This window comes from Streptomyces sp. NPDC005181, assembly GCF_040608395.1.
In the GTDB taxonomy this organism is placed as follows: domain Bacteria; phylum Actinomycetota; class Actinomycetes; order Streptomycetales; family Streptomycetaceae; genus Streptomyces.
Genome location: NZ_JBEXID010000004.1, coordinates 181,645 through 197,617 on the forward strand (window position 1 = coordinate 181,645; position 15,973 = coordinate 197,617).

Consider the following 15,973-nt stretch of genomic DNA (forward strand, 5'->3'; position numbering starts at 1 on the left):
GGTCCGGTCACCGGTCCCGCGACGGCGGGGCGTCCTGACGCTGCGACTGGAAGGACGCCGGGTCGGCGTAGGTCCCGAACCGCGGGACCTGCCGCTGGACGGGGATGCCGGGGGCCCGGCCGATGCCGTGGCTTCCGCGTCCCGCCGGATCGTCCCAGTCCGGGTCACCCATCACCATCAAGGGGTCGAACATCACGACCACCGCGGCGAGCACGAGCAAGCAGCCGGGACCGATCAGCAGCGGGATCAGGGGCGGGACGGTCGGCGCGCTGTCGGCCGCGTGGCCGGTGACGGCGGGGTGCAGATGGACGCTGAGCGCGGCCATGCCCGTGTAGTGCATCCCGCTCACCGCCACGCCCATCACCACGCTGGCACCGAGGCTGGGCAGGAAGCCGCGGATGGAGACGGCCGCCCAGAGTGCGACCGTCGCGGCGACGACGGCAATGACGACGGAGAGCGAGACGGTGAGCGTGTCGTACTCGAACTGCCCCCGGAGCCGCATTCCGGCCATGCCGAGGTAGTGCATGGTGGCCACGCCGAGGCCGGTGATGGTGCCGCCGGTGATCATGGCCATGCGGGTCGCACCCTGGTACCCGACGATGAACATGCCGATGCCGACCATGACGATCGCGACGGCCAGGCTGGCGAAGGTGATCGGGATGTCGTAGCTGATCGGCACCTCTTCGACGCTGAACCCCGTCATCGCGATGAAGTGCATCGTCCAGATGCCGGAGCCTATGGACGTCGCCCCGAGAGCCAGCCAGCCGGCCTTGAAGGAGCGCTCGGTCCGCAGCGACCGCGTCGTGCAGCGCAACCCCAGGGCCGCGCCGAGGCACGCCATGAGGAAGGCCGCAGCGGGCGTCACCATCCCATAGCTGAAGCCGTCGATTGTGCCCTGCATGCTCGTACGCCCTTCGAGTGAAGCCCGGGTTCGGGGTGACCCTAAGGCGCCATGCCCGGCAAACAAACAGAAGAACTGCATTTTATCGGCAGGTCAATCGGCCAGAGACCCGGTCTCGGCTCTTCCGTTCATGTGGTGGCCATCCTTCGCCAGTCCGTCGTTCGGAGGCGGCTGTCACCCTCGGCCGGGACGTAACTCTGACGCAAGGAGTACACGTGTACGCACGCACCGCTACCGCCTCCCTTGCCGCCGCCGTCCTGCTGGGCGCCGGCGCGCTGCTGCTGATCCCCCACTCGCAGGCCACGGACTCCGGCACGGACACGGGTGCGGGTACGCGCATGGACACGGGCACAGGGAAAGTCATCCGGACCGTCGTGAGCACGCGGGCCATGCCGGCACCCGGCGTCCCGGTCGTCTTCGCCCACCGGGGCGCGTCGGCGTACGCGCCGGAGAACACCCTGGCCGCTGTCGACCGGGCCGACCGTCTCGGCTTCGACTGGGTGGAGAACGACGTCCAGCTCACCAAGGACGGGGTGCTGGTCGTCATCCACGACCCCGACCTGAAGCGGACCACCGACGTGGAGAAGGTCTTCCCGAAGCGCGCACCCTGGGCGGTCAAGGACTTCACGGCGGCGGAGATCGCCCGGCTGGACGCGGGCAGCTGGTTCGGCGCCCGGTACGCCGGGACCCGGATCCCCACGCTCAAGCAGTACCTGGACCGGATCGAGCACAACCGCCAGAACCTGCTGCTGGAGATCAAGAGCCCCCAGCTCTACCCGGGCATCGAGAGGGAGACGCTGCGGGTGCTGCGCCGGAAGGGGTGGCTGGACCAGGATCACGTCAGGAACAGGCTGGTGATCCAGAGCTTCAGCGCGGGCAGTATCAAGAAGGTGCATCAGCAGCGGCCGGACGTCACCACCGGTTTCCTCGGCACCCCCGCGATTGCCGATCTGAAGTCGTACGCGGTGTTCACCGACCAGATCAATCCGTCGTACGCGTCGATCAGCGCCCGTTATGTGGCGGCCGTGCACGCGCTGAAGGGCGCGCACGGCAAGAAGCTCCGGGTCAACACATGGACGGTCAACGATGCGGCGACCGCGGTGAGGGCGGACAGGTTCCGCGTCGACGGAATCATCACCAACACCCCTGACGTGGTACGCAAGGCCACCGGCTGACGCCCGGCCGGGGCATCTCCTCCCCCGCTGTCAGTGGCCGGCCGTACGGTGGTTTCCATGAACAGCAACGGGGATGCCGGCGGTAGCACCGGCGGGACTGTCGAATGGGCCGTCGTCGGGAGCGACATCGGGCCGCTGCTGCTCGCCGCGACCGGTGCGGGGCTGGTGAGCGTCGTTTTCCACGCCGGCCCCGCGGTGCGGGACAAGACGGTCGAGCAGCTGCGGGCCCGGCTCGGTGCGGATCCGGTGGAAACACCCGGCTCCGCCCGTCTCGCCGAGCCGATACGCCAGCTCGCGGAGTACTTCGCGGGTTCCTTGCGGGAGTTCTCCCTCCCGCTGGACTGGTCGCTGACGTCCGGCTTCAACCGTCAGGTGCTCCGCGAGCTCGCGGCGGGTGTGCCGTACGGAACGGTCGTCGGGTACGGGGATCTCGCCGGGCGGGTGGGGCAGCCGGGGGCGGCCCAGGCGGTCGGGGCGGCCATGGGGTCCAACCCGCTGCCGGTGGTGGTTCCGTGCCACCGGGTGGTGGAGAGCGACGGCGGGCTCGGCGGGTTCGGCGGCGGGCTGGAGACCAAGCGGCAGCTGTTGGCGCTGGAGGGGGTCCTGCCGCAGCCGTTGTTCTGAGGCCGCTCACCACGACCGGCCTCCCCGGACCCGTTTTCGCACCCGCGTGCGAGCTGGCACACTCTGTCAGTGACCAACGCCCTCGACGCACCTGACACGCCCGCCGGGCCCGGCTGCCCCGTCACCGCGGCGGAGCTCCCCGCCCTGCGGCGCAGAACATCGGCGGTGCTCATCGCCAGCCAGATACTCGGCGGACTCGGCGTGCCCATCGGTATCGCCCTGGCCCCTGTGCTGGCGACGGAGGTGAGCGGCTCGGAGACGCTGTCCGGTCTCGCACCGACGGCGTCGGTGACCGGTACGGCGCTGCTGTCGCTGCCGCTGGCCGCACTGATGACCTCGCGGGGCCGGCGCCCCGGCCTCGTACTGGCCTATCTGATCGGTGCGCTCGGCGCGGGTCTGGTGGTCCTGGCCACTGTCGTGGGCAGTTTCCCGTTGCTGCTGCTCGGCATGGCCGGATTCGGTGCCGGGTCGTCGGCCAATCTGCAGGCCCGGTTCGCCGCCGCCGATCTGGCCGAGCCGGACCGCCGAGGACGGGCGATCTCCACCGTCATCTGGGCCACCACGATCGGTTCGGTCCTCGGGCCCAACATCGCGGCTCCTGCGGGCCATGTCTTCCGTGGCACATCCATATCCGAGACAGCCGGACCGTTCCTCATGGCGGCGGCCATCTTCCTGCTCGCCGCGGTGGTGGTCGGGTTGCTGCTGCGGCCCGATCCACTGCTCACCGCGCGTGCGCTGGCGCCGCAGGACGGCCAGTCCGCGGGCGGCCGTTCGCTGCGTGCGGGCCTGGCGGCGGTGCGGGCTTCGCCGATGGCACGGCTGGCGCTGCTGACGGTGGCCGTGTCGCACACCGCGATGGTCTCGATCATGGTGATGACCCCGGTCCATCTGGGCCACCACGGCGCGGACCTCCAGCTGATCGGCCTGGTCATCAGCGGTCATATCGCGGGCATGTACGCGTTCTCTCCGGTGATGGGCTGGCTCTCCGACAGGTTCGGACGGCTCGCCGTGATCGGCCTGGCGGCCGGGCTGCTCTCCTGCGCCGCTCTGCTGGCCGGCACCGCAGGCCCCAGCCACAACCAGACGGCCGCCGGTCTGTTCGTGCTGGGTCTCGGCTGGTCGGCAGGGCTGGTCTCCGGTTCGGCGCTCCTCACCGACTCCGTGCCGCAGCCCACCCGCGCCGCCGTGCAGGGCCTGTCGGACCTCACCATGAACACGGCGGCGGGCATCGGCGGTGCGGTCGCCGGGGTGATCGTCTCCCAGGCGAGCTACGGCTGGCTGAACGCAGTCGGCGCGTGCCTGCTGCTGCCGATGGCGGCACTGGCGCTGCGCCGCGCGCTGACCCGACCCGCCGCCGCCTGACCGGGCGGGATCCGCACGCCGGGCATCACGGGAAGAGGCAGGCCCGCACGGCAGGGCAGGCCAGGCCAGGCCAGGCCAGGGGAAACCCCGGGTCTTCAGAGGCTGATGTGGTACGCCTTGCGCAGCGTCTCGTGCACGGTCCAGGTCGTACGGTCGCCCTCGCGCAGGACGCAGGCGTCACCGGGGCCGATCTGCAGCGTCGCGCCGTCCTCGACCGCGACGGTCGCGCGCCCGCTGACGACCACGAACAGTTCGTTGGCCTCGGTGTCGGTGACCACGCCCGGCGTGATCTGCCAGATGCCCCGCACCTGCTTGCCGTCGGCGGACTCCCACAGCACCTTGCCGGTCACCACGGGCTCGCCCGAGACGATCTGCGCGGGGTCGAGCGGCTCCGGTTCGAGCGCGGCGTCGGGTATGTGCACGGCAAAGGAAGCGGGAGCTTGATCAAATATGGTCATGGCCGGTCACCCTAGCGACCGTCGCAGGACGTCCGGCGATCAGGCCCGGCCAGAGGGAGCCCGACGCGTCCGGCTCGTGCCGCACGGTCCGGCGGCCGTTCGGCTCCCGGGACACGTTTGAGGGAAGCCCGGTTGCGACAGGGATGTGGACATGTCACTGAATGCGCCGGACAGCGCCCACCCGTACGTACCGGTCCTCTCCGCCGAGGTGCAGGAAGCCCTCACCGCGCACCGCCCTGTCGTGGCCCTGGAGTCGACGATCATCGCGCACGGCCTGCCGCGCCCCCGGAATCTGCGGGTCGCAATAGAGCTGGAGGAGCTCGCGCAATCCGCGGGCGCCGTCCCCGCGACCATCGCCGTACTGGACGGACGGGCCCATATCGGCCTGGACAAGTCCCAGTTGGAACGGGTAGCCGAGGATCCGGCAATGCGGAAACTCGGGCACCGAGACCTCGCACCGGCGCTGGCGACCGGTGCGAGCGGGGCGACAACTGTGTCCGCGACCGCGTTCCTCGCGGCCCGCGCGGGCCTGCGCGTCTTCGCGACCGGCGGCCTCGGAGGCGTACACCGGGACTGGACCGCCACGCAGGACGAGTCCGCGGATCTCCGGCTGCTCGCCCGCACCGACATCACGGTGGTGTGCGCCGGCGTGAAGTCGATCCTGGACGTCCCGGCCACGCTGCAGCGCCTGGAGACTCTTGGGGTCGGGGTGCTCGGCTACGGCACGGAGCACTTCCCCGGCTTCTATCTGAGCAGTTCGGGCGAGCCCGTGGACTGGACGGTGCGTACGCCCGAGGAAGTCGTGGAGGTGATGCGGGCCAGGGAGACCCTGGGCGGTCCCGCCGCGGCGCTGATCGTCGCCAACCCCGTACCGCAGAAGGATCAGCTGGATCCCGCCCTGCACGACCGGGTGCTGGCCCAGGCGCTGGACGCATGCCGGGAGCACGGCATCGTGGGGCAGGCGGTCACACCGTTCCTGCTGGACCATCTGATGCAGCACACCGGAGGGGCTTCGCTGGAGGCCAACCTGGCCGCCGTGCGCGGAAACGTATCGCTTGCCGCGCGGATCGCGGTTGCCCGGGCCGCCGCGGAACAGGGAACAGCGGGGCCCCGGACGGCTGCCGCCCGATGACCGACGACGGTCTTCTCGTCGTCGGGGACGTGGTCACGGATGTGGTGGCCCGGCACGGGACGCCTCTCGTGCACGGCACGGACACGGTGGCCCGGATCAGCACGCTGCCGGGCGGGGCCGGCGCCAATGTCGCCTGCTGGGCGGTACGTTCGGGCTGCCGGGACGTGCGGCTGCTGGCGCGGGTGGGCGCCGATTCCGCGGCCTGGCACGAGGATGTGCTGCGCCGGGCGGGGGTACGTCCGCTGCTGGCCGTGGACGACGAGGCGCCGACCGCCACCGTCGTCGCGCTCGTCGACTCCGCTGCCGAGCGCACCTTCCTCACCGACAGCGGCGCCGCACTGCGGCTGTCCCCCGACAACTGGTCGCCTTCGATGCTCGACGGCATCGCACATCTTCATGTCTCCGGCTACCTCCTCTTCGCCGCCACGAGTCGCGCGACGGCCCTGCTCGCCCTGCGGGAGGCCCGGCGGCGGTCCATCCCGGCGAGCGTGGACCCCGCCTCCGCGGGTTTCCTCGCCGAGCTCGGCGTCGACCCGTTCCTGACGGCCGTGGAGGGGACGGAGCTGCTGCTGCCGAACGCGGACGAGGCCCGGCTGCTCACCGGTCTCCCCGAACCAGCCGATGCCGCAACAAAGTTGAGCCTCCTGGTTCCACAGGTCGTCGTCACCCTGGGCGAGGCGGGAGCCTTGCTGGCCACCCGAGGGACGATCACCGGGCGCGTTCCGGCCATCCCGGTGCGCGGACCGGTGGACTCGACGGGGGCGGGCGACGCCTTCACCGGAGGCTTCCTTGCGGCGCGGCTGGCCGGGGCGGACGATGCCACCGCCGCGGCGGCGGGCTGCCGGTCGGGGGCCGAGGCGGTCACGACAGTAGGCGGCCGCCCCGGTACGGAGCGGTGAAGCCCTTTCCGGGCAGGACAGCCCTAACTCTCCTGGGGCAGACCGGTCCAGGCCGGGTGGAGCGGATCGTCTGCCCGGACGACCGCATCCGCGCGCCCGGCGGGCGCCACCTCGTCCTCGTACCGCGCGAAGGCGGGCAGGGTCCACCGCTCGCTCTCCTCGGTACGCCGCCGCAGCGCACCCGGCGAGAGCCGCAGATGCACGCTCACGTCGAACGGGAACCAGTGCCCGAGCAGCAACGGACCGTGCACCACCAGCACGCCGCCCTCGGGGAGCTGTTGGTACGGGCTGCGGGTGGCCCGGTCCGTCGCGGGGTCCCAGAGATCGGGCAACACGCGTCCGCTGCCGCCCGCCTCCAGCGGCCCGAAGACCTCGCGCCAGAGCGCACCCGTGTCGAACCAGCTGTCGAAGTACGAGTCGGGGTCCTCCTTGCCGTACTCGTACCGCAGACTCGCCGGGCGCAGGAACCCCTCGGTGGACACGACGAACACCGCACGGCCGCGGATCCGCAGCGCCTCGGCGACACGCTCCGCCAGCTCTCCGGTACGGGCGGCCGGAGCGCCGTCGACGGCCACCCTGAGCCAGGGCCCGCCGCCGGCCGGCCTCAGTCCGTCGGCGTGCGCGGCAAACGCTTCGGCCAGCCGTTCCCAGGTGATCGGTTCAAGTCGCACGTGTCCATCATCGCTCCCGGCGCCCGCGCGTCAGCGCCGGCCGTCCCACCAACGGGGTGCTTCCTCGTCGGGTGACGCACGCCGACCAACGGTCGGCGAAGGCGGGGGCGAGCGTCTCTCGCCCTGTCACTTCTTCGCGCCGCAGTCCACCGCATCGGCATCGTCGGACAGTGCACTGCCCTCGGGCAGCAAATAGGTCACCCAGAGCACGACCGGCTCGGTGCCCAGGTTGCGTCCTATGTGGGGGTGGCGGGCGCCGGACGGCTCGATGAACGACGTGCCCTCGGCCATCACCTCGACCGAGCAGTCGTCCAATGTGCGCGTCAGCGTCCCCGATTTGACGACGGCGATCACCTGACCGCTGTGGGTGTGCCAGCCGGTTGAGCCGCCCGGCTGCACGGTGATCGTCCGGAAGGTCACATCCGTACGGCCCTTCGGCGTCTTGACCTTCAGCTTCCCGGTCGACGTGCCCTTCGCGACAACCGTGCCGCTCACCCCGCTGGCGGGCAGGGCCGCCGACGGTGCGAAGCCGAGCGCGGCCACACAGCCACCGCCGACCAGTGCCTTGCCGAGTCGCACCTGCTGCCCGTGCTGGTCCTGCAGTTCTTGCCGTTCCCGCCGTTCCTGTTGTCTGCCTATTCTCACGCGAACTCCTCCGCCTCGGCGTCCAGGACATCCCAAATGCCCCCACGCTACCCGGAAGTTGATACGCGGAATCATCCGGACACGAAGGACGCACGACAGTCACATAACGGTCATTCACCCCGAAGCTCTCCGGCCAGCGGCCCCTCGCCCACGACCTCGATCCGTCCGTCCTTCACGGCCTCGGCGAGCGTGCACTCGCCCCTCCCGAGCGCGAGGCAGATCTCGACGTCGAGCGTGATCCGTGCGTCGGCATGAGCGGCGGGCCCGTCCCCGTACACCCCCGTTCCGTCGGCCGGTCCACCTACCCGCACGTGGAACTCCCCCTCGTCGAGGTGGACTTCGACGACCCCTTCGTGAGTCATCCCGTCCAGCACCCGCAACAGCGGAAGGGCGAACCAGTGCGCTCGCACCGCATCCGTCGGCCGCCGCTCACCGATCGCAGGCACACCCCACTCGGCGAGCGCGGCGAGGACCGGCAGCAATCCGTGGCCGCGCTCGGTCAGTTCGTACACCGAGGCGGCGGCGGGTGGCGGCAGCCGCCGGCGAGTGGCCAGGCCGCCCTGTTCCATGTCCTTGAGACGGGAGGCGAGGACGTCCGTGCTGACGCCGGGAAGGTCGGCGTGCAGATCGGTGTAGCGGCGAGGTCCGGCCAGCAGTTCACGGACTATCAGCAGGGTCCACCGGTCTCCGACGGAGTCGAGGGCCCGGGCGGTCGCGCAGAACTGGTCGTAACTTCGGCGGCGCGCGGAGCGTGCGGACGGCTGCTGCTGACGTGGCATGCGACGCAGTCTAGACATGTTGTTGGACTTTCCAAGTCCAAGCTTGGTAAAACCAAGTATCGCAATCAGGTCGGGGAGGCCTCCGCATGGAATTCCGGCAGTCCAGCAAGCTCAACGAGGTCTGTTACGAGATCCGGGGCCCGGTCATCGAGCACGCCAACGCCCTGGAGGAGGCGGGCCACAGCGTGCTCCGCCTCAACACGGGCAACCCCGCGCTCTTCGGTTTCGAGGCGCCGGAGGAGATCGTCCAGGACATGATCCGGATGCTCCCGCAGGCCCACGGCTACAGCGATTCGCGCGGCATCCTCTCCGCCCGCCGCGCGGTGGCGCAGCGCTACCAGGCAATGGGCCTGACCGATGTCGGGGTGGACGACATCTTCCTCGGCAACGGGGTGTCCGAGCTGATCTCCATGTCCGTACAGGCGCTGCTGGAGGACGGCGACGAGGTGCTGATCCCGTCTCCCGACTATCCACTGTGGACCGCGGTGGTCACCCTGGCCGGCGGCAAGGCGGTGCACTACACCTGTGACGAGGCGTCGGACTGGAACCCGGACCTCGCCGACATGGCCTCCAAGATCACCGACCGCACCAAGGCCGTCGTGATCATCAACCCGAACAACCCGACCGGCGCCGTCTATCCGCGCGAGATCCTCGAAGGCATCCTCGATCTGGCGCGCAGGCACGGTCTGCTGGTCCTCGCCGACGAGATCTACGACCAGATCCTGTACGACGACGCCGAGCACCACAGTGTCGCGGTTCTCGCCCCCGACCTCGTCTGCCTGACCTTCAGCGGTCTGTCGAAGACGTACCGGGTGGCAGGGTTCCGCTCCGGCTGGATGGTGGTGTCGGGTCCGCAGCAGCACGCCGAAAACTATCTGGAGGGGCTGACGATGCTCGCCTCCATGCGGCTGTGCCCGAACGCGCCCGCCCAGTACGCCATTCAGGCCGCGCTCGGCGGCCGGCAGTCCATCCGTGAGCTGGTGGCACCGGGCGGCAGGTTGTACGAGCAGCGCAACCGGGCCTGGGAGAAGCTGAACGAGATTCCCGGGGTGTCGTGCGTGAAGCCGAAGGGAGCGCTGTACGCGTTCCCGCGCATCGACCCGAAGGTGCACAACATCGTCGACGACGAGAAGTTCGTCCTCGATCTGCTGCTGCGTGAGAAGATCCAGGTGGTGCAGGGCACCGGCTTCAACTGGCCGCGTCCCGACCACTTCCGGATCCTGACCCTCCCGCACGCCGACGATCTCGACGCGGCGATCAGCCGCATCGGCCGCTTCCTGAACGGATACCGTCAGTGACCTGCCCCGCCTGCCGGCTTCCTGTCCATACGCAGTTCGCCTCGCCCGGACTCGTCGGCCCGATCGTCGAGGGCGGACTCGATCCGGCCCACGACCCGGGGTGGGCGGAGTCCGGGGCGGAATCACCCGCTGAGTACGCGCGCTGGGCAGGTCACCTGTGCGGTGTGACCTGTCTGCGCATGGCGCTCGGCGCCGGCGCCCCGCCGCTGTTCTCCCTGCGTGACGGGGCGCTCAAGTACGGCGCGTACACGGAGGATTCCGCGGGTGCGATCCGGGGTCTGGTCTATGCGCCCTTCGCGCAGTACGTGCGGGAGGTGCACGGCCTCGATGCCACCGTCCACCGCCACCTGTCCACGGACGAGATCACGGCCCTACTGGACGAGGGCCGGACGGTGATGGCGTCGGTGCACTACGGGATCCGGCATCCGGAGCGGCCGGCTCCGGGCCGGGGCGGTCATCTGGTGCTGGTGACGTCCCGTACGCCGGACGGCGACGGCGTCCACTTCCACAACCCGTCCGGCACGACGGCCACGACGCGGGCCGCGGACCTGCCCCTGACGGACTTCGAGCAATTTTTCGCCGGGCGCGGGGTATCGCTCACCGACAGAGCGCAACAGGGCCCGGAAACGGGAGCGGCCCCGGGGGCGTAGCCGGCCCCCGGGCCCTGATCATGTCCGTCAGCTGCTTCTCCAGGAAGCCAGCACCGGCAATCCGCCCGGTACGAAGGGTTTTTGCGGTCGTACTCCGGCTCCTGCGCCCCGGTCTTCACCGGTAGGGGTGGTTTCCACCCGGCGCCCATGTTCTGCCGCGCTCGCCGACAGGGGCCGCTTGCCAGAGTGAGCCATGCGCAGTCCGCGCCCGCCCCCTCCGAAAGGCCCCTCCGTTGCCGCTCCTCCGCCACTCGACCGGCCACCACAGCAATGACAGCACCGGCGCCGGTGTCAGCCGGCGCGGCCTGAAGCAGAACACCGCACTGACCGCGGCGGCCGCCGCCCTCGGCGTACTCGCCGTGGGCACACCCGTCGCGTACGCCACACTGGGTGACGGCTCGCCCGCCGCCTCGCAGCCCGATCCATCGACCGTCGCCGCCCGCGGCAAGGCCTACATCGAAACCAGGCTGTTCTTCGGCACGGAACGCCCGGACGGCGGACCCGATGTGACCGACCAGCAGTTCCTGGCCTTCGTCGACGAGGAGGTCACCTCGCGCTTTCCGGGGGGCCTGACCATCCAGGACGGCCGAGGCCAGTGGCGGGACTCCCACGGGGTGATCGAACGGGAGCGCAGTTACGAACTGATCCTGCTCTACCCGGCGACCGAGGCACGCCTGCGCGACCCGCAGATCGAGCGGATCCGCACCGCGTACGAGACCGCGTACGCCCAGGACTCGGTGGCCCGGCTGGAAGAGCGCACGACCGCCGACTTCTGACGACACCCGCCGTCCGCGGCTGCACGCCCGCTCAGCTGTCCTGCCCCGCTGCCGTCCCAGATGCTCCCTGTCAGATCCGATACTGTGCCGCGGCCAGGATTCCGGATGCGCGGATACGTGCAGCAGGGAGCAATCACATGGGTACGCCAATACGCCACTTCACTGCCGCACGGGCGGACGGTCAGGGGGCGGTTGATCGTTCTGCCGATCGTCGCCGAGATTCTGATCGCGCTCTTCGTCCATCTGCAGAGCTGACAGCCGGAGTCGGGGACCGAAACGGGGTGGGGCCAGGGGGAGTCGGTGGTCAGCGGCCGAGCAGCGCCATGAGTGTGGTCACCGGGTCCACGTCCGGCATGGCGCGGGGCCACCAGTCGTCCTTGTCCCGGTCCGATTCGTAGCCGTACCAGCGGCCGTCGTGGCCGAAGCGGAGCTGGAGTGTGCCGATGGGGTGGGTGAGGTGGTTGCGCCAGGGCTGGAAGCGGGGGAAGTCGGCGGCCGCAAGGGCGGGTCGGGCCCGGTCGAAGGGGCCGGCCGGGGGGTCCCAGGGTGTTTCCAGGACCTCCAGGCCTTCGGCGCCGCCCTGACGCCAGGCGGCGACGGCGCGGGCCAGGTCGGTGGTGGTGCGGCCGGTGGCGAAGGCCAGCTCGCGGTAGAGGGCACGGGTGGTGGCGGTGAGTCCGGCGGTGGGGCGGGCCGCGGCCAGCCGGACGGCATCCTGCCAGGGGGTGAGCCCGGAGAGGGGGTCCTGGCCGGTGGTGAGGAGCGTGTACGCGCGGGCGGCCGCGTCCGTGGCGAGATGGTCGAGGGAGAGCGGGTCGCGGGCGCCGGGCAGCTGCGGGTACGAGGGTGGCTGGCCGGGCTGCGCCGGCACCGGGAGCGGGGCGGGCAGCGGCGGGAGGAAGCGGTCGGCCAGGGCTTCGTGCGCCGGTACGGAGGAGGTGGCGGGGGCCGTGGGGCGTTCCCGGGCGCCGTGCGCGGCGCTGCGCCGGCCCAGTTCCTCGACGAGTTCGCGCTCACCGCGGCCGCGCAGCAGCAGAAGGACGAACGGGTCGGTGTCCAGCAGTCGGGCCATCTGGTAGCAGAGGGCGGCGACGTGTTTGCAGGGCCAGCCGTGGTCGGGGCAGGAGCAGCTCGGGTCGAGGTCGTTCGCGGCGGGCAGCAGTCCGGTGCCCGCCTCGGCCGCCGTGTCGACGAGGGTGTGCGGCATCTCCTTGGCGAGCAGCGCGGAGAGATGGTCGGGCCGGGCGGCAACGGCGTCGAGGAAGGTGTCCCAGCCGGTGTCGGTAAGGGCGCGCAGCCGTAGCTCGGCCCGGTAGGGACGGGGGCGGCTGCCCTGGACGTAGGCGACGACACGGCCGGGGGTGACGGTGATCGCGGCGACATGCCCGCTGTCGGCGTAGGTACGGCCGCGGGCGAGCCGGCCCTCGTCCATCGACAGGGACTCCAGCGCCGCCGCCCAGGACCGCCCCCACCAACTGTCCGCGAACGGTTCGTCGCCGTGGGACGTGCGGGGCGGAACCGCCTCGAAGGTACGACGCAGATCGTCGGGGCCGGGGCGGGCCCTGACGTACGACGGGGACGAAGGCTGGGAGTGGGGGCTCATGACGGCCTCCGGAGCGAGACGAGATCGGCGAGGTCGCGGTCGCTGAGTTCGGTCAGCGCGGTCTCGCCGGTACCGAGGACCGCGTCGGCCAGGGCCTGCTTGGCCGCCAGCATCTCGCCGATCCGGTCCTCGACGGTGCCTTCCGCGATCAGCCGGTGCACCTGGACGGGCTGTGTCTGCCCGATGCGGTACGCGCGGTCCGTGGCCTGTTCCTCGACGGCCGGGTTCCACCAGCGGTCGTAGTGGATGACGTGGGCGGCGCGGGTGAGGTTCAGCCCGGTGCCGGCCGCCTTGAGGGAGAGCAGGAAGACGGGCACCTCGCCGGACTGGAAGCGGTCCACCATCCGTTCCCGTTCGGCCACCGGCGTACCGCCGTGCAGGAGTTGGGAGGGGACGGCGCGCGAGGCGAGATGGGCGGAGAGGATCCGGGCCATCGTCACGTACTGCGTGAAGATCAGCACGGAGCCGTCCTCGGCGAGGATCGTGTCGAGCAGCTCGTCGAGCAGGGCGAGTTTGCCGGAGCGGCCGATGAGGCGGGTCGGCTCCTCCTTCAGATACTGCGCCGGGTGGTTGCAGATCTGTTTGAGCGAGGCCAGCAGCTTCATGATCAGACCGCGGCGGGCGATGCCCTCCGAGGCTTCGATGAACGCCATGGTCTCGCGCACCGCCGCCTCGTAGAGCGTGGCCTGTTCGCGGGTGAGGAAGACAGGGTGGTCGGTCTCCGTCTTGGGCGGCAGCTCCGGGGCGATGCCCGGGTCGGACTTCTTGCGGCGCAGGAGGAACGGCCTGACCAGCCGGGAAAGGCGCTCGACCGCGTCGTCGTTACCGAGTCCTGCCGCGGTGCCGGTGTTCTCGACGATCCGGGCGTGCCGGGCACGGAACGCCTTGAGCGGGCCGAGCAGCCCGGGGGTGGTCCAGTCGAGCAGGGCCCAGAGCTCGGAGAGGTTGTTCTCCACGGGGGTGCCGGTGAGGGCGATCCTGGCCGGCGCCGGGATGGTGCGCAGCGCCTTCGCCGTGGAGGAGTGCGGGTTCTTCACGTGCTGCGCCTCGTCGGCGACGACAAGTCCCCAGCTGTGGGCGGCGAGTTGGGCCGCGCTGGAGCGCATCGTGCCGTACGTGGTGAGGACGAAGCCGTTGTCGGGGTCGTCGAGCGTGCGGCCGGCGCCGTGGAAGCGGCGCACGGGGACACCGGGGGCGAAGCGGTTGATCTCGCGGTGCCAGTTGCCGAGGAGGGAGGCGGGGCAGATCACCAGGGTGGGTGCGGGGTGCGCGCGGTGCAGATGGAGGGCGATGACGGTGATGGTCTTGCCGAGTCCCATGTCGTCGGCGAGGCAGCCGCCGAGGCCCAGCGATGTCATGCGGTCCAGCCAGGCCAGGCCGCGCAGTTGGTAGTCGCGGAGCGTGGCGTCGAGCCCGGGCGGCGGTGCGATGGACGTGTCGTCGGCGAGGATGCGGGAGCGGAGCTCGGCGAGGGCACCGGCCGGCACCGCCTCGACCTGCTCACCGTCCACCTCCGCGCTGCCGGTCAGTGCGACGGCGAGGGCGTCCACCGGATCGAGCAGCCCGAGCTCCCGCTTGCGCGCCTTGCGCACGAGCGCGGGGTCGACGACGACCCACTGGTCCCGCAGGCGCACCACCGGCCGGTGGGCCTCCGCGAGGATGTCCATCTCCCGCTCGGTGAGCTGTTCGTCGCCCAGGGACAACTGCCAGTTGAACGCGAAGAGCTGCTCGGCGTCGAAGAACGAGGTGCCGTCGGTGGCCGAACCGGGTGCGGGCCGGACCACAGCGGCGGCAGTCAGGGAACGGACGAGTTCGCGCGGCCAGTGGACGCTCACCCCGGCCTGCGCCAGCCGCGCCCCGGCGTCGCTCAGCAGCTCGTACAGCTCGTCCTCGGTCAGCGCGAGCACATCGGGGACCGGCTGGTCCAGCAGTCGGCCCAAGGGCGCCCAGACACGGGCGGCACGGCGCAGCGCGAGCACGGCGTCGATCCTGGCCCGCGGGCCGAACGGCTCTCCTCCGCCGCCGTTCCACAGTGCGGCGGCGTCGATGACGTACGTCGGGTCGGCCAGGCTGTGCACCTGTGTGATCGCCGCGGCGGCGTGCCGGGCGGCGCCCCGGTGGACGTCCGCGGAGTTACCGGAGGCCTCGGACCTGCCGGTACCGGCAGCGGTGTCGTCGGCTGACTCCTCGGCGTCGGGACTGCCGTAGGTGTCGGCTGTGTCGAAGAGCTCGTACGCCGACAGGTCGAGGCGGAGCGACACCCGTACCCCCGCGTCCAGACCGGCCGCGACCTCGACGGCCCAGTCGCGGGCCCGGGGCAGATGCTGGGCCTCACGGGCCGCGAAGGGAGCCCCCATCGCGTACGCCGCCGCGGGCGTCCGGGGCAGGGTGTCCGCGACGGCGTCGAGGAAGGTGCCGAGCAGCGACTCGGGGTCGGGGAGCCGGAGCGGTGTGCGGTCCGGGAGCGGGACGCCGTATGCCTCGGGCGGCATGGCGGCGGCGACCGCCCGCAGATGGGCGATGTCCTCGGCGTCGCGGGGTCCGGCCCGCCAGGCGTCGTGGTCGTCGGCCGTCAGGCCGGGTACCAGCCGGCCGCGGGCCACCAGGCTGAGCGCATGGAGTGCGGCCGCGCCCCAGCAGCGCGCGGCCGGATGAGCGGACTGCTGATGCCGGGCGCGGGCCAGCAGGGGCACGGCATCGGCGACGGACAGCAGCACGGCGGGCACCGTGCGGCGACGGACATCGCCCTGTTCTCCGTGGCGTCGTACCACCGTGATCTCGGCGGTCTCGGCTGCAGCCTGCTCGTGAGCGCCGCCGATCGCCGGGAGCGGTCCGCCGTCCGGGTCCCAGAAGGCGACGCGCCCCTCTCTCGGCAGCGGTGCGGGCAGGAAGACGGCAGCACAACGCAGGAGGCGGGCAGTTGCCGCGTCCTGCGTCTGTTGCTGTACGTGGGGTGCCGAGGTCATCGCTCCCCTCCCGTCCCGCCCTTGATCGTCCGAT

At 71.2% G+C, this 15,973-nt stretch carries 16 protein-coding genes; 9 read left to right on the forward strand and 7 right to left on the reverse strand.

Going from position 1 to position 15,973, the window contains the following annotated elements:
• Positions 1-7 precede the first annotated feature (7 nt).
• Positions 8-901, reverse strand: a complete 894-nt coding sequence (locus tag ABZV38_RS04925) for an MHYT domain-containing protein (RefSeq protein WP_356324585.1) — start codon at positions 899-901, stop codon at positions 8-10.
• A gap of 215 nt (positions 902-1,116) precedes the next feature.
• Here ABZV38_RS04925 and ABZV38_RS04930 point away from each other — a divergent pair, with 215 nt between their 5' ends.
• The 3 genes from ABZV38_RS04930 to ABZV38_RS04940 all read left to right on the forward strand — a co-directional run bounded on the left by ABZV38_RS04930 (position 1,117) and on the right by ABZV38_RS04940 (position 4,062).
• Positions 1,117-2,076 (forward strand): glycerophosphodiester phosphodiesterase family protein, encoded by a 960-nt coding sequence (locus ABZV38_RS04930; RefSeq protein ID WP_356324587.1) that lies wholly within the window; start codon positions 1,117-1,119, stop codon positions 2,074-2,076.
• A gap of 57 nt (positions 2,077-2,133) precedes the next feature.
• On the forward strand, positions 2,134-2,700 hold the full coding sequence (locus ABZV38_RS04935; protein ID WP_356324589.1) for a methylated-DNA--[protein]-cysteine S-methyltransferase: 567 nt from the start codon (positions 2,134-2,136) through the stop codon (positions 2,698-2,700).
• 69 nt (positions 2,701-2,769) lie between these two features.
• Positions 2,770-4,062: an MFS transporter gene (locus tag ABZV38_RS04940; protein ID WP_356324590.1), complete on the forward strand. Its 1,293-nt coding sequence runs from the start codon at positions 2,770-2,772 to the stop codon at positions 4,060-4,062.
• 95 nt (positions 4,063-4,157) lie between these two features.
• Here ABZV38_RS04940 and ABZV38_RS04945 read toward each other — a convergent pair whose 3' ends face one another.
• Positions 4,158-4,520 (reverse strand): cupin domain-containing protein, encoded by a 363-nt coding sequence (locus ABZV38_RS04945; protein WP_356324592.1) that lies wholly within the window; start codon positions 4,518-4,520, stop codon positions 4,158-4,160.
• A gap of 151 nt (positions 4,521-4,671) precedes the next feature.
• On the opposite strand from ABZV38_RS04945, the gene ABZV38_RS04950 reads away from it, so the two are divergent.
• Complete coding sequence (locus tag ABZV38_RS04950) at positions 4,672-5,652, forward strand: pseudouridine-5'-phosphate glycosidase (RefSeq protein ID WP_356324594.1); 981 nt, start codon at positions 4,672-4,674, stop codon at positions 5,650-5,652.
• The gene (locus ABZV38_RS04955) at positions 5,649-6,551 is read left to right on the forward strand and encodes a PfkB family carbohydrate kinase (protein WP_356324596.1); all 903 of its coding nucleotides are present in this window, start codon (positions 5,649-5,651) and stop codon (positions 6,549-6,551) included. Before ABZV38_RS04950 ends, ABZV38_RS04955 begins: the two co-directional genes overlap by 4 nt.
• Before the next feature lie 23 nt (positions 6,552-6,574).
• Here ABZV38_RS04955 and ABZV38_RS04960 read toward each other — a convergent pair whose 3' ends face one another.
• From ABZV38_RS04960 to ABZV38_RS04970, 3 genes are all read right to left on the reverse strand, one after another.
• On the reverse strand, positions 6,575-7,222 hold the full coding sequence (locus ABZV38_RS04960; protein WP_356324598.1) for a uridine kinase: 648 nt from the start codon (positions 7,220-7,222) through the stop codon (positions 6,575-6,577).
• Between the two features lie 126 nt (positions 7,223-7,348).
• Entirely contained in the window at positions 7,349-7,867 is a 519-nt protein-coding gene (locus ABZV38_RS04965; RefSeq protein ID WP_356324600.1) for a cupin domain-containing protein, read from the reverse strand.
• 110 nt (positions 7,868-7,977) lie between these two features.
• Positions 7,978-8,646, reverse strand: coding sequence for a helix-turn-helix domain-containing protein (locus ABZV38_RS04970; protein ID WP_356324602.1), 669 nt, complete (start codon positions 8,644-8,646; stop codon positions 7,978-7,980).
• Positions 8,647-8,732: 86 nt separating this feature from the next.
• Here ABZV38_RS04970 and ABZV38_RS04975 point away from each other — a divergent pair, with 86 nt between their 5' ends.
• The 4 genes from ABZV38_RS04975 to ABZV38_RS04990 all read left to right on the forward strand — a co-directional run bounded on the left by ABZV38_RS04975 (position 8,733) and on the right by ABZV38_RS04990 (position 11,625).
• Entirely contained in the window at positions 8,733-9,944 is a 1,212-nt protein-coding gene (locus ABZV38_RS04975; protein ID WP_356324604.1) for a pyridoxal phosphate-dependent aminotransferase, read from the forward strand.
• Positions 9,941-10,594: a C39 family peptidase gene (locus ABZV38_RS04980; protein WP_356324606.1), complete on the forward strand. Its 654-nt coding sequence runs from the start codon at positions 9,941-9,943 to the stop codon at positions 10,592-10,594. The genes ABZV38_RS04975 and ABZV38_RS04980 overlap by 4 nt, the downstream gene beginning before the upstream one ends.
• Positions 10,595-10,899: 305 nt before the next feature.
• The gene (locus tag ABZV38_RS04985; protein ID WP_356324657.1) at positions 10,900-11,370 is read left to right on the forward strand and encodes a DUF3574 domain-containing protein; all 471 of its coding nucleotides are present in this window, start codon (positions 10,900-10,902) and stop codon (positions 11,368-11,370) included.
• Between the two features lie 105 nt (positions 11,371-11,475).
• The gene (locus ABZV38_RS04990) at positions 11,476-11,625 is read left to right on the forward strand and encodes a hypothetical protein (protein ID WP_356324607.1); all 150 of its coding nucleotides are present in this window, start codon (positions 11,476-11,478) and stop codon (positions 11,623-11,625) included.
• A 49-nt stretch (positions 11,626-11,674) separates the two neighbouring features.
• On the opposite strand, the gene ABZV38_RS04995 is transcribed toward ABZV38_RS04990, so the two are convergent.
• Positions 11,675-12,973, reverse strand: a complete 1,299-nt coding sequence (locus ABZV38_RS04995; protein ID WP_356324609.1) for an SWIM zinc finger family protein — start codon at positions 12,971-12,973, stop codon at positions 11,675-11,677.
• Positions 12,970-15,939: a DEAD/DEAH box helicase gene (locus ABZV38_RS05000; protein ID WP_356324611.1), complete on the reverse strand. Its 2,970-nt coding sequence runs from the start codon at positions 15,937-15,939 to the stop codon at positions 12,970-12,972. The genes ABZV38_RS04995 and ABZV38_RS05000 overlap by 4 nt, the downstream gene beginning before the upstream one ends.
• Positions 15,940-15,973 lie beyond the last annotated feature (34 nt).

What these genes read in the sequence shown, in the direction of transcription:
- ABZV38_RS04925 (WP_356324585.1), bottom strand. Translation starts at nt 901, where the DNA reads ATGCAGGGCACAATCGACGGCTTCAGCTATGGGATGGTGACGCCCGCT.
- ABZV38_RS04935 (WP_356324589.1), top strand. Translation starts at nt 2,134, where the DNA reads ATGAACAGCAACGGGGATGCCGGCGGTAGCACCGGCGGGACTGTCGAA.
- ABZV38_RS04945 (WP_356324592.1), bottom strand. Translation starts at nt 4,520, where the DNA reads ATGACCATATTTGATCAAGCTCCCGCTTCCTTTGCCGTGCACATACCC.
- ABZV38_RS04950 (WP_356324594.1), top strand. Translation starts at nt 4,672, where the DNA reads ATGTCACTGAATGCGCCGGACAGCGCCCACCCGTACGTACCGGTCCTC.
- ABZV38_RS04955 (WP_356324596.1), top strand. Translation starts at nt 5,649, where the DNA reads ATGACCGACGACGGTCTTCTCGTCGTCGGGGACGTGGTCACGGATGTG.
- ABZV38_RS04970 (WP_356324602.1), bottom strand. Translation starts at nt 8,646, where the DNA reads ATGCCACGTCAGCAGCAGCCGTCCGCACGCTCCGCGCGCCGCCGAAGT.
- ABZV38_RS04975 (WP_356324604.1), top strand. Translation starts at nt 8,733, where the DNA reads ATGGAATTCCGGCAGTCCAGCAAGCTCAACGAGGTCTGTTACGAGATC.
- ABZV38_RS04990 (WP_356324607.1), top strand. Translation starts at nt 11,476, where the DNA reads ATGCGCGGATACGTGCAGCAGGGAGCAATCACATGGGTACGCCAATAC.
- ABZV38_RS04995 (WP_356324609.1), bottom strand. Translation starts at nt 12,973, where the DNA reads ATGAGCCCCCACTCCCAGCCTTCGTCCCCGTCGTACGTCAGGGCCCGC.
- ABZV38_RS05000 (WP_356324611.1), bottom strand. Translation starts at nt 15,939, where the DNA reads ATGACCTCGGCACCCCACGTACAGCAACAGACGCAGGACGCGGCAACT.